The organism is Lactococcus sp. UBA7128, assembly GCF_002492185.1.
In the GTDB taxonomy this organism is placed as follows: domain Bacteria; phylum Bacillota; class Bacilli; order Lactobacillales; family Streptococcaceae; genus Lactococcus; species Lactococcus muris.
Genome location: NZ_DKXK01000001.1, coordinates 21,515 through 34,506 on the forward strand (window position 1 = coordinate 21,515; position 12,992 = coordinate 34,506).

General features: G+C 41.5%; 8 protein-coding genes. 7 read left to right on the plus strand and 1 reads right to left on the minus strand.

The features are described 5' to 3' along the window. The first annotated feature begins 42 nt into the window (after positions 1 to 42). From B4H39_RS00105 to B4H39_RS00130, 6 genes are all read left to right on the plus strand, one after another. The gene (locus B4H39_RS00105; RefSeq protein WP_251421028.1) at positions 43 to 831 is read left to right on the plus strand and encodes a WxL domain-containing protein; all 789 of its coding nucleotides are present in this window, start codon (positions 43 to 45) and stop codon (positions 829 to 831) included. Positions 832 to 875: 44 nt separating this feature from the next. Further along, complete coding sequence (locus tag B4H39_RS00110) at positions 876 to 1,661, plus strand: WxL domain-containing protein (protein WP_251421026.1); 786 nt, start codon at positions 876 to 878, stop codon at positions 1,659 to 1,661. 168 nt (positions 1,662 to 1,829) lie between these two features. Further along, a complete protein-coding gene (locus tag B4H39_RS00115; protein WP_251421024.1) occupies positions 1,830 to 2,462 on the plus strand; it encodes a hypothetical protein in 633 nt (210 codons plus the stop codon). Positions 2,463 to 2,504: 42 nt separating this feature from the next. After that, positions 2,505 to 4,820 (plus strand): hypothetical protein, encoded by a 2,316-nt coding sequence (locus B4H39_RS00120; RefSeq protein WP_251421022.1) that lies wholly within the window; start codon positions 2,505 to 2,507, stop codon positions 4,818 to 4,820. A 379-nt stretch (positions 4,821 to 5,199) separates the two neighbouring features. Continuing rightward, positions 5,200 to 9,459 carry a 2-hydroxyacyl-CoA dehydratase gene (locus tag B4H39_RS00125; RefSeq protein ID WP_251421020.1) on the plus strand — a complete coding sequence of 1,420 codons (4,260 nt, stop codon included), beginning with the start codon at positions 5,200 to 5,202 and terminating at the stop codon, positions 9,457 to 9,459. Positions 9,460 to 9,735: 276 nt separating this feature from the next. Then, positions 9,736 to 10,530, plus strand: a complete 795-nt coding sequence (locus B4H39_RS00130) for an SDR family NAD(P)-dependent oxidoreductase (RefSeq protein WP_251421018.1) — start codon at positions 9,736 to 9,738, stop codon at positions 10,528 to 10,530. Between the two features lie 44 nt (positions 10,531 to 10,574). Here B4H39_RS00130 and B4H39_RS00135 read toward each other — a convergent pair whose 3' ends face one another. Next, entirely contained in the window at positions 10,575 to 11,726 is a 1,152-nt protein-coding gene (locus B4H39_RS00135; RefSeq protein ID WP_251421016.1) for a hydroxymethylglutaryl-CoA synthase, read from the minus strand. 122 nt (positions 11,727 to 11,848) lie between these two features. On the opposite strand from B4H39_RS00135, the gene B4H39_RS00140 reads away from it, so the two are divergent. Further along, positions 11,849 to 12,991, plus strand: a complete 1,143-nt coding sequence (locus B4H39_RS00140) for a thiolase family protein (protein WP_202231390.1) — start codon at positions 11,849 to 11,851, stop codon at positions 12,989 to 12,991. Position 12,992: the final 1 nt, after the last annotated feature.

Genomic DNA, 12,992 nt, shown 5'->3' on the forward strand with positions numbered 1-12,992 from the left:
ACAGGGCTTAAAAGAAAACATTAAAAACTGAGAGGAAAGAGAATGAGATTAAAGAAAACATTGAAAACGAGCTTTGTTTCACTCGTTGTAGTACAACCTTTCCTATCTTCTTCAGTAGAGGCAATGGAGCCATATGAGACAGGAGGAGGTGTTGGTTTTCAGCGTGGTACAGGTCTTATACAGCCTTTACATCCTGGACCTGGTGATTTAGCTAGACAGCCTATGAGCCCTCTTCCAGAGGAAATACAGAAGCCAAACAGAACATCTTCACAGGGTACAGGAAGTAGTCTAAGCATCGACTATGTCTCAGAGTTTGTGTTTAAAATGTACAGGGAGGATGGAGAAAAAGTATTTTATTATGCTCAGCCCCAGTATCTTAGGGATGAACACGGTCAGTCCACCATTACGCCTAATTTTATTCAGGTCACAGACCAACGTGGTACAGCTGAAGGCTGGACTTTAAAGTTACAAAAAACGATACGATTTTATGATGGAAACAAGCAGGCACTTCAAGCTACAGATATTTTATTGTACAATCCCGTAGTGGTTGGTTATCAACCTTCTAATCAGCCAAGAGCACCCTCGCTCTTAGGTCAAGGGGAAGATTCTGTAGTCATTGCTCAGGCTGAACAAGGCAGTGGAACGGGGACAACTACTATTCGTTGGGGGAATCATCTTGTCGAAATGGACTTATACAGTAAGAAGGGAGAAGTAAACACCGCCCTTCTTAATCGTGATGTTCAACTCCTTGTCCCAATCAGAACAAATCGCCAAAACCATACTTATCAAGCAACACTTACCTGGATACTCTCAGAGATACCGGGAAATTAAATATATATAATAATGATTCACTTTAAAAATAGAAGGGAAACACTATGAAGAAACAAGTCAAACTTATGTCATCATCAGTTTTGGCGCTTATTGCTGTAGGCATATTAGCACCGTCAGTTGGAGAAGTGGCAGAAGCAGCTGAAGTAGCAACTTATCCGGGTTGGGGAGCGGTTGGTTTTACTGAGGGAAGTGATATAACTGATCCAGTGGATCCGGAAGACCCAGAGCAACCAATTGATCCAGAAGAACCGGAAGAACCTGGACCTCCGACAGGACCTGCTACTCTAGGCCCACTATCGATTGACTTTGCCTCTAACTTCCACTTTGGCACGACAAATCCTATTTCAGCCACTGACCGAACTCTGTATGCACGCCTTCAACCTACGAGTAGCGGTAATCGACCAAATTATGTTCAAGTAACGGACAACAGAGGCTCGCTTGAAGGGTGGACACTACAAGTATCGGCGACAGAGTTTACGGTAGCTTCTAATGCTCCTCAACATGCGAATGCAGTTTTGGCAGGGGCTGAACTAAGTTGGTACAATGGAACAATAATGTCATCTTCTCCTAAACCTGCAAACGGTCATACTGAGGAGCATACACTTTCGTTTGCTCCGGGTGCATCACAGAATGTTCTCTGGGCCGAAAAAGATCATGGAACAGGGACAAGCCTTTTGCGTTTTGGTACAACCGATTTGGGAACTGACAAGGAGGATCCAGAACACGCGAGTACCTCGATAAGATTAATGGTTCCTGGCGGTGCAGCGCGACAAGCACTTTACACATCCACAATCACATGGAGCTTGCAAAATGTTCCGCCGCAACCTTAACGTAATATGGATTGAATCAAAAATCAGTAAACACTGATTTTTGATGCTATTGGGAAAGAGATTAAGAGTTAAACCTTGTCTTAAGGGAGTTGTTCTTCCAAGTTTTGACGAACATACTTAATCTTTTTCTCGATAGAGGATTTGAGAATAGGAGATAGAAAGGTGCTAATGTTAAAAAAATTATATTATGTAGGATTAGCTGCTTTGCTGGCAAGTGGGCCAGGAGAGCGGGCTATTGCTGCGGAATTTGATCCTGAAACACAGTTAGACGGCAGAGCCAGTGTGGACGTTTCTGCATCTGTTCCTGAGAATGAGCGTTTGCGCCTACTTAAAACACCAGATATTGACTTTGGACGAGTGACTTTCCATGATGAGTTAGTGGCCGATTTACTCTTTGAAGCCTCTGTTTCTAACGCCTTTGAAATCCTCAATATCACAGGAAGTGGTGCGGGTTTTCATGTTAATCAAAAATATTCTCATTTTACTGCAAGTTTGGAAAACGGCTCTGCTCCATATGTCTTACCTGTTCGCGCGATTGAACTCAGTGTTACAGGCGGACCAACTACGATGATAAATGCGACAAACTCTATTGCGTATGGACTCCTTAATCCTGAACAACCTGAACCAGAATATGGCCCCATCGAGGCCCGGGTTTTGACTGGATTACCTGATGCCAACGGCTTTCTAACTTCAGGTACTCTTCGGGCAGAAATGATTATTGATGGGAAACGTCTGGGCGAGATTGTACCAGAAGAAGAATATGAAGCGACGATCACCACAACGATCGTTTCAGGACTTTGAGAACACGTCAACATATTCAATATGTGTGGGGGATTTTAACCAATGAAAAAACACAGAAAAAGCTCATGGATGTGTATGGAATTGTCTATATTGTCCGTAAAAAAACTCATAGTCTTATCTGCTTTGGCTTTCGGGCTCTTATTCATGGCGAAACCGACTACAGCTGCAGTTTTAACTGGTGGTGTACTGGGAGAAGATGAGTTCGGCCGTCCGCAAGTCACTTTTCAGACCGACAACTGGCGGGATATGATGGATACTTACCTAAGTCCACAGTTAAATTTGGCACCAATAAATGAGGGGAGTTCCCCAACGATAAGGGCTAACTTTACTGCAGGTAATCATGGAACAATTCGCTTTGAAGTAACAGGAACTGTTTTTGGAAATAATGTTTGGTCGCAGATTATGGGAAATCAAGCTGCAGGAGGTTCGGTCAACCAAGATACCATTCGAGAAGGGCGGTCCTTATATATTGATGGTAACAGCAATACATTGTATTTTGACAATGATACGACACCAACAAATGGTAGTGGAGGTCGTGGGGATTCGAACGCACAGGGGACTGGAGGAGGTCCGCGTCGAGGCTGGTTTGCAGGTGTTCAAGGACGGACAAGTAACTCAATATCAGGTTCTGTTGGAGTACCAGCACAGTCAAATGATACAGTCACTATTACACCTGAAACACGCTTGACACTCGCTAATGCAACAGTAATCAATAGCATCACAGGAGGAGTTTTTCAAGCCCGGGGTCGTAATGTCAAGCCTACTTTTACATATAAAGATGTAAGATACATTAATGGTGCAGGTACTACCAGTGCCACACCAATCTATGCTCACTATGCACATATAAATTTCTCAGGAACAAACTATTTCCGAGTTTGGCAGTCTGGAACTGGGAACTTGACAGGAAGTGATAATCAGGGGGAATTTATAGAAGGCGGTGCACATGTGGAAGTCTTGGATGGTCACACTGCTCTAGACTACAATTGGGGGAATGATCAGCCTTTCTTTATGGAAGTGATCGATCGTTATCTTTTGAGATTGCATGAAGATGCTAAACTAACGATGAACTTAGATACTTCTTATGCTATGTACTGGAGTCGGTCTCAGAGTCATTCAATTCATAATTTCACATGGGATTTTCAAAAAAATTCTGAGTTTTTAGTCACGTCTACTGCACGGACTGGGATTACAGGACTTAATACATGGTTTCAGCATGGCGACTATAGAACTTGGGATTTTAATATGGCAGAAGGTGCTCGCTTTATCTCACACAACAGTTCACTTGTTATGAATATTGGTCGGAGTAATACGGGAGGCTTACCTGCGGGAAGCTCAGGTGGCTGGGGTGGATTTAATGGTGCTGTCCGGTGGAATTTTGGACCAGATAGTGAATTTATTATCAATAGTCCAGCAACTACACAAACAGCTAACAACGCCACCATAGCTGGAACACCAGGCGCAGGCTCAGAAATCGTTCTGAATAATGTCCGTTCATTTACGATAAACTCACGGAATACCAATACAGCTCAACCTGTTATTCATGCGAATGTTCGAAATTTTCCAATTCGTATTTTGAAAGAGGGGGACAGCTATGATCATGATAACAATCCCTCTACGTCAGAGCTTGTTGGTGTCGGAAATGGTTTGAGGACACACTTATCGACATATCATGAGCCTTTTGCTAATGTGTGGGATGGAAGTTTTGATACTGCTGATATCAATAGGAGAAACCTAGCTCAAACAGGAAACGATACCTTTGTAAGGGCAAATCATGGGACTATTATCAATATGACCAGTGTAGCAACAGGGGCTGGTGTACAGCAAGTTAACCTAGAGCCTAATAGGTTTACTGATGTGCAGAGGAACGCTCTACGGACCGCAGGCTATATTTCTTTCTTTAAGCCTCTGGGAGCCTTTATGCACCCGGACCTATCTAGTATGAATTCAACCTTTAGCATTGACCTAGCAAGCTTGCCTTTTGGGGGAGGCTTTAGCAACTGGTTAGAAAAAAATGAAACGAATCATCTTGTACTTGGGGATGACCGTGGACAAAAACCGAATTTTCATGTTACGGTAACCATGATAGAAAATAGATTTCCTGATGCCATTAAGTTTAGTTGGGTTGATTTTGAGGGGGAGCGAAGCAAGCCGCTTGAGTTAAATACTGCACACCCAGTGATTTCGATCACAGATAATAATCTGCCTAGTTTTGTTGAGGCGACAGGTTCTGGGACATTTTACAAAATCAACTTTGCTAAAGATAAGGGAGTACAGCTCCAAGCACGGAATAGTCTTCGCTTAGGCCAAACGCATGCAGGAATCTTTAGATACTCCATTAATGATGGACCTGGACTTTAAAAAGAAGATTATCTTTCTGAAAGACCTGAAAAGTGGCGGAGGATTATGGAAAGAAAGAGTTTAAGACACAAGTTTTTCAAGCGCTTTAAGAATCAAAGTAATCGTAGTCGAGAAATTTATTTTTCTCGACTTTTTCATATAACATACAGCCATAATTCTCCCCTCCTTTTTTAGCAGACTTTGTATAAAGAAAACACTCCATCTCGTATAGGATTTTGGAGGATGTCAAACATCTTTGTCATAAGCAACGGTTTACTTTATAATGTTGTTTAAATGACATTAACTTGTAACTTGATGATTGAAAAATGAGTAATTAATGATAAAATAGACAATGAATAAGATAAGCAACAGCCTGTCAAATAGAGAAGGAAAAAATACTATGAAAAATTATAAGGCTGGGATTGATGTCGGTTCTACAACAGTAAAACTCGTTGTTTTTGATGAGGATTATCAACTCATTTTTAGGCGATATGAGCGCCATTTTTCAGATGTAAAAACCGCAACGATAAAAGTATTAAAAGAATTATTGGAAGAACGAGGCGAGTGTTCACTTGACCTAGCAATCACAGGTTCAGGCGGGATGGGGCTTGCAGATGTGATTGATGTGCCTTTTATTCAAGAAGTTATCGCAAGCTCGATTACTATCGAGAAATTTATCCCTGAAACAGATGTCATGATTGAACTTGGTGGAGAAGATGCCAAGATGACATTCTTTGATGCAGGGACCCAAGAGCTTCGTATGAATGGCACTTGTGCTGGTGGGACGGGAGCTTTTATTGACCAGATGGCAGCTTTACTTAAAGTAGATGCTGCGGGTGTCAATACATTAGCCAAAGACTATGAAAAAATTTATCCCATCGCGAGCCGCTGTGGTGTTTTTGCCAAAACAGATGTTCAGCCTCTTCTCAATGAAGGAGTACGCAAAGAAGATATAGCCGCCTCAATATTCCAAGCCGTGGTGAATCAAACGATTGCTGGGTTAGCATCGGGTCGTAAGATTACAGGGAAAATCGCTTTTCTCGGAGGACCGCTCTATTTCATGAGCGAATTGCGCAAGCGATTTATTGAAACTTTGGATATCGCAGAAGAGGATGTTATTTTTCCCGAAAATCCTCAACTTTTTGTGGCAATGGGAGCTGCGTTAGCTGAGGAAACAAGAACAAGTACGATTCGCACTTTAATAGACAATCTAGAAAATGACAATAGTGACAGCTTGATTCCGCAGGATACTTTGGATTGTCTTTTTGAAAATGAACAAGAGTTAGCAGATTTTCGAGTACGTCATGCTAAGGCAAAAGCAAGCTATAAAAAGCTTTCTGAACATCAAGGCGCAGCCTTTTTAGGAATTGATGCAGGATCAACTACCACAAAAATTGTGCTCATTGATGGCGAAGGACATATTCTTTTTGAGCACTATGGTTCAAATAATGGCGAACCTTTGGAGTCGGTCATTGCTGTCTTGAAAGAAGTCTATCGTTTACTGCCGGAAGATGTTTATATTGCCAAATCTACAGTGACCGGCTATGGTGAACATCTGATTAAAGCTGCACTCCGAGTCGATTACGGGGAAGTTGAGACGATGGCGCACTATAAGGCAGCGGATTATTTTAATCCTGGTGTCGACTTTATTTTAGATATTGGTGGCCAAGACATGAAAGCCATGCGTATCACTGACGGGGCTTTAAGCTCAATATCTTTAAACGAAGCGTGTTCTTCCGGATGTGGTTCTTTCATTGAGACCTTCGCTCATTCTTTGAAATATGATGTGCGTGATTTTGCCGAAATTGCTTTATTAGCAAAACACCCGGTAAACCTTGGTTCACGTTGTACAGTCTTTATGAATTCAAAAGTGAAACAAGTGCAAAAAGAAGGGGCGACTGTAGGTGATATCTCTGCTGGTTTAAGTTATTCTGTCATCAAAAATGCCCTCTATAAAGTCATCAAAGTCAAACGTCCTGAAGAATTAGGAACAAAGATTGTTGTTCAAGGTGGGACTTTCTATAATGAAGCTGTACTTCGTGCTTTTGAAAAAATCTCCGAACGTGAAGTTGTTCGTCCTTCTATAGCAGGACTTATGGGCGCTTATGGCTGTGCTTTGATTTCTCTAGAACAGGAAGAGTTTGGGCAAAAATCAAGAATTCTGAACTTGCACGATTTGGAAGCTTTCAGCACACAAAAAGAATTTATGGTTTGTGGCCTTTGCGAAAATCAGTGTAAAATGACGTTGACGGTCTTTAATGACGGCAGTAAGTTTGTTACAGGAAACCGCTGTGAGCGAGGCGCAGAAAAAGCAACACAAGTAAAAGTTGATAAACGTGAGAAAAAGGTCAATCTTGTCGACTATAAATACAAGAAGCTTTTCAAATACCGGAGTTTAACCAAGAAAAAACAGACAAGGGGAGAAATAGGTATTCCTCGTGTCCTAAACATGTATGAAAATTATCCGCTCTGGCATACCATGTTAACGGATCTAGGTTTCCGAGTAGTATTATCCCCTAAGTCTGATAAAGAACTTTTTGAAAAAGGAATTGAAACAATTCCTTCTGATACAGTTTGTTATCCTGCCAAGCTTTCACACGGGCATATTATGTCCTTGATTCAAAAGGATGTTCCGGCTATCTTTTATCCTTCAGTGCTTTATGAACAAAAAGAACAGGCCCAAGCAGAAAATAATTATAACTGTCCGATTGTTCAGTCTTATCCCGAAGTGATTCGTAACAATATTGATGAAATTCGAGAAGGGAAGGTTAAATACCTTCAGCCATTTATTAATCTAGCTGACCGAGAAGGTGTAGCAGAAAATGTCTATAAAGCTTTGCTTGCTCAAGGTTTTACTGTGGACTTGCCTGAAGTGAAAGCTGCGGTTTTCCACGGTTTTGAAGAAATGGAGAACTTCAAGCAAGACATTCGGGACAAGGCAGAAGAGTTGCTTATGCAGATTAACCTTAACAAGGAAAAAGCTATTGTTCTCTCAGGGCGTCCTTATCATTTGGACCCTGAAATTAATCACGGCATTGCCGACATTATTACGCAAGAAGGCTTTCATGTTTTAACAGAGGACAGCATTGCGCATCTCGAAGAAGTTGCTGGGCTGCGCGTTGTCAATCAATGGGTTTACCACTCACGCCTATATGCCGCAGCGCAGGTAGTGTGTAAAAATAAAAATTTGGAATTAGTGCAATTGAATTCATTTGGTTGTGGTTTGGATGCAGTGACAACGGACCAAGTGGAAGAAATTATGCGCAACCATAATAAGCTTTATACAGTCCTTAAGATTGATGAAGGGTCAAATATGGGAGCAGTGCGTATTCGTCTACGTTCACTTAAGGCGGCAGTAGCCGAACGCAGTCGACACGCTGTTGAAGAAAATATCCAGATCAAAGAAATTGTTGAAACACATCCGGTCTTTACAAAAGAAATGGCTAAAAAACACACGCTCCTCATGCCCATGTTGTCGCCGATTCACCAAGAAGGCTTGCTTGAGAATGCTTTTGAAGCTTCAGGATATAATGTGGTTGTGTTGCCGGAAACCCAAAGCTCGGTGAACAAGGGACTAAAATTTGTGAATAACGATTCTTGCTACCCTGCAATCATAACGATTGGTCAACTCATCGAAGCTCTCCAATCTGGCGAATATGACGTGGATAATACATCTGTTATGATGACCCAAACAGGTGGCGGATGTCGCGCAACAAACTATATTCCTTTACTCCGTAAGGCGCTTGTCGATGCTGGTTTTCCTCAAGTTCCAGTGGTGAGCTTATCCATGGGCAATCAAGGGACAGAGAAAGGCTTCAAGTTTACTGTGCCACTTTTGACTCGTTTTATGATTGCTGTGCTTTATGGTGACTTGTTTGAGCGCGTGGTTTATCGGACGCGACCTTATGAAGCTGAAAAAGGTTCAGTTAATGCGCTTCATGCGAAATGGTTAGCAAAAGCGCAACATAATGTTAAATCTGCCTCTATTTTTGAGTTCAACAAGAACATGAAACAGATAATCAAGGACTTCGACAATATCGAACTCCTTGATATTCAAAAACCACGAGTGGGCGTTGTCGGTGAAATTCTGGTTAAATACAGCAAAACAGCCAACAACGATATTGTGAGTATTATCGAAGAAGAAGGCGGCGAAGCAGTTGTTCTAGATTTGATTGGCTTTATGAACTATTCTTTATACAATCAAATCTGGAAAACCGATGAGCTTGGCTTTGCAAAGAAAAATAAATTGATGGCAAAAGCTCTACTCTCTATTATTAATATGCTGGAAAAACCGATGGACAAGGCTTTGCGAGCGTCGGAACGCTTTGAGGGCATTGAGTCTATTTATGAAATTGCGGCCAATACAGAAGGTATCCTTTCAGTGGGAAATCACACAGGCGAAGGCTGGTTCTTGACAGGAGAAATGATTGAACTCTTACAAAATGGTGTTCAAAATATCGTCTGTCTCCAACCATTTGGCTGTCTTCCCAACCATATCGTGGGTAAAGGTATGCTGAAAGAGTTACGTCGCCAATATCCGGGAGCAAATATTAGCCCGATTGACTATGACCCCGGTGTTTCTGCGGTCAACCAGTTGAATCGGATTCGTTTGATGATGGCAACAGCTAAAAAGGCGATGAAGAAAGAAGTAACCGTTTAAAATCAGTCAAGAAACAAGCATTCGTCATGAAATGCTTGTTTTTGTTTTTAGAATCTAAAGCTAATCTATAGAGAGCGATGATTGTATAAGGATGTGTGAGCTAGAGAGACTTTGAACTTTGAAACGGATGCCTTAACAATTAAAAAGAATGCATCAATCAATTCGTTCTAATGTTGGATACCTTTTAGTGCTTAGGGAACTTTAAAGTAGGTACTGTACAAAAATATTTCCGTGTTCTATAATAAAGATTATATTGAATGAGAAGGAGAGGAATTTATGGATTTAAAATTATCAAATAAGTTGGCTTTAGTGACTGGTTCAACCAAAGGGATTGGTCGTGCGATTGCAGAGAGTCTAGCAGCTGAAGGCACTAATGTTATTATCAATGGCAGATCACTGGATGTTGTTGAAAAAGTAATTGAGGATTTAAGTAAAAAATACCCGCAAAGCGCATTTTATCCGGCAGCTTATGATTTATCAGTAGAAAAAGAACGGCAAGCTCTTTTCCAAGCTTTTCCAGAAGTTGATATCTTAGTCAATAATATGGCGATATTTAACGACGCAAAATTTGAAGAAATAGACTTAGATGAATGGCGCCGTTATTTTGAGGTCAACTCTATCTCTGGGATTGCCTTGGCAAAATTTTATCTTCCTAAAATGCTTGCTAAAAATTCAAATGGTCGCATCATCTTCATTGCATCAGAAGCAGCGATTATGCCAAGTCCAGAAATGCCACATTACTCTATGACCAAAACGATGAATCTGTCTTTGGCGAAATCTTTAAGTCGTGAAACAGTAGGTACGACAGTAACGATTAATACGGTGATGCCAGGTTCAACATTAACAGAGGGTGTCGAGAGTTTACTGGCATCGCTTTATCCAGAGTTGGATTCTGTTGAGGAAAGAAGTCGCGCCTTCATGGTGAACAATCGTCCAACATCAACAATCCAACGTTTGATTCATCCCGAAGAAATTGGCAATTTTATCGCTTATGTGGCAAGTCCTCTTGCAGGTGCCTTTTCTGGCGAAGCACTTCGAATGGACGGCGGACTTGTTCCGACAATTTTTTAGATAAACAAAAAATCATTGGCCATCAAGACCAATGATTTATTTTTTTATTTACGATAGCGTCGTGTCGAATTTTTTAACTCAGCAAGGCTGTAAGGCGTAGGATCAGAGAATGTTTGATCAACATGTGCATCCAGACTTTCTGAGAACATTTCCTCATATTCTGGAATTGAAAGTTTTCTGCGATTGTCTAAAAGGGCTTGATGCTCTGACTTGCGGAGATGCTGCTCAAAGCCTTCAACTAATTGACCAGAGAAAAATTCGGCAACTGTTCCAGAGCCGTAGCTAAAGAGACCAATCTTATCGTCTGCTTTTAAGTTTTCAGCATTTTCCAGTAGAGAAATCAGACTGAGGTAAAGCGAACCGGTATAAAGATTCCCGACGCGGCGATTGTAGGTGATTCCTTTTTCATATTGCGCCAGAAGATGTTCTTGAACTTCAGAACTTTCACCTTCAAGTTGTGGAAGCAGCGCTTTTTTCCCCATCTTAGTATAAGGCGTATGGAAAGCTAAAGCAGCAAAATCAGAGAAACCTAGTCCAGTACGACGTGCATACTCTTGCCAAACCTTAGCAAAGGCTTCAATGTAAGTGGCATTTGAAAACTGTCCATCAACAGTTGGATAAGTGTCACCAAAAGGACGCCAGAAGTCATAAATATCTTGCGTCAAGCTGACAGAGTCATCATTGAGCGCTAAGATATTAGGGTTAGCTGCAATTAACATGGCTACAGCACCGGCGCCTTGTGTTGGTTCGCCACCTGTATTTAGGCCATATTTGGCAATATCTGTCGCGATAACAAGAACTTTGCGCTCTGGATGACGATAAACATGGTCTTTAGCCATTTGTAAGCCAGCTGTTGTGGCATAACAGGCTTCTTTGAGCTCAATGGAACGTGCAAAAGGTTGAATGTCAAGCAAACCATGAACCACAACAGCAGAAGCTTTTGACTCATCAACTGAAGACTCGGTACCAACAATGACCATGTCAATCGCTTGTTTGTCTTCTTCAGTCAGAATTTCAGCAGCTGCGTTGGTCGCAAAGGTGATGAGATCTTGGCTGATCGGATTGACGGCCATTTGGTCTTGCCCGATACCGATATGAAATTTAGCAGGATCAACCTCACGCGCGTGTGCTAAATCAGTCATATCTACATAAGTTTCAGGAACAAAAAAGGCAAGCTTGTCAATACCAATATTCATATACATCCTCCAGTTTATAAGCTTGATAAATTTGTATGCTTAAGCTCCAATTTTACCATAAAAGATTAAAAAATGGAAAAAACTTTTGACTATTTGGGAGGGAAATGTGCTATACTGGGCTTATGAAAGAAATAGTAATTATCGATGCGCTTCGTACGCCTGTCGGAAAATATGATGGTGCGCTGTCAGATAAGACAGCTGCAGAACTCGGTGTTCATGTCGTTAAAAACTTACTTGAACGTCATGAAGATATTAAAGATGACGTCAAACAAGTGATTTTTGGCAATGTACTACAGGCTGGTACAGGTCAAAATATTGCTCGTCAAATTTCAATTAACAGTGGTCTTTCTCACCATGTTCCAGCTTCAACTGTGAATGAAGTCTGTGGTTCTGGTATGAAGGCAGTGATTCTTGCCAAACAACTTTTACAACTTGAGGAAGCCGATGTCGTGATCGCTGGGGGGACAGAATCAATGTCTCAATCTCCAATCATTCGCCACCGTAAATCTGGTGAAGAAGTTCTTACGATGATGTCTGAAGGGTTGGTTGATGCCTTTAACGGTGAATCTATGGGCTTGATTGGTGAAACAATCGCCGAGCAATTTGAGGTTAGTCGTGAAGAACAAGATCGCTTTGCTCAACGTTCACAAGAAAAAGCCCTAGCTGCACGCACAGCAGGCGCATTTGAAAAAGAAATCGTGCCATTTTCAGACTTAGCAGAAGATGAGACGATTCGTGCGAACTCATCACTAGAAAAACTTTCTTCACTGCGTACTGCTTTCAGCGAGAGCGGCAGTATAACTGCAGGTAATTCATCGCCAGTAAACGATGGGGCGTCTGCTTTAATTTTGGCAAGCAATGATTATGCCGAAGCTAAAGAGCTTCCGGTTTTGGCAAAATTATTAGCCAGTGAAGAAGTTGGAATCGATCCTGAGATTATGGGTGTTTCACCAATTAAGGCCATTCGTCAGTTGCTTGAACGTACAGATTTGGATATTGAAGATATTGACCTGTTCGAAATCAATGAAGCTTTTGCTGCTTCCAGTGTAGCTGTAAATCAAGAGCTTAATATTCCAGAAGAAAAAGTGAATATTTATGGTGGTGCTATTGCTTTAGGCCATGCTATCGGTTCATCAGGAGCCCGTATTTTGACAACTTTAGCTTATGCGCTTCAACGTGAAAATAAGCGTTATGGTATTGCTAGCCTTTGTATCGGTGGTGGTCTTGGCTTGGCTGTCCTCTTGGAAAACCCTAATTTAGTTTAAT

Excerpts from the sequence above, each read along its gene's own strand:
- B4H39_RS00125 (WP_251421020.1), top strand. The coding sequence starts at position 5,200 with ATGAAAAATTATAAGGCTGGGATTGATGTCGGTTCTACAACAGTAAAA.
- B4H39_RS00120 (WP_251421022.1), top strand. The coding sequence starts at position 2,505 with ATGAAAAAACACAGAAAAAGCTCATGGATGTGTATGGAATTGTCTATA.
- B4H39_RS00130 (WP_251421018.1), top strand. The coding sequence starts at position 9,736 with ATGGATTTAAAATTATCAAATAAGTTGGCTTTAGTGACTGGTTCAACC.
- B4H39_RS00105 (WP_251421028.1), top strand. The coding sequence starts at position 43 with ATGAGATTAAAGAAAACATTGAAAACGAGCTTTGTTTCACTCGTTGTA.
- B4H39_RS00135 (WP_251421016.1), bottom strand. The coding sequence starts at position 11,726 with ATGAATATTGGTATTGACAAGCTTGCCTTTTTTGTTCCTGAAACTTAT.
- B4H39_RS00140 (WP_202231390.1), top strand. The coding sequence starts at position 11,849 with ATGAAAGAAATAGTAATTATCGATGCGCTTCGTACGCCTGTCGGAAAA.
- B4H39_RS00110 (WP_251421026.1), top strand. The coding sequence starts at position 876 with ATGAAGAAACAAGTCAAACTTATGTCATCATCAGTTTTGGCGCTTATT.
- B4H39_RS00115 (WP_251421024.1), top strand. The coding sequence starts at position 1,830 with ATGTTAAAAAAATTATATTATGTAGGATTAGCTGCTTTGCTGGCAAGT.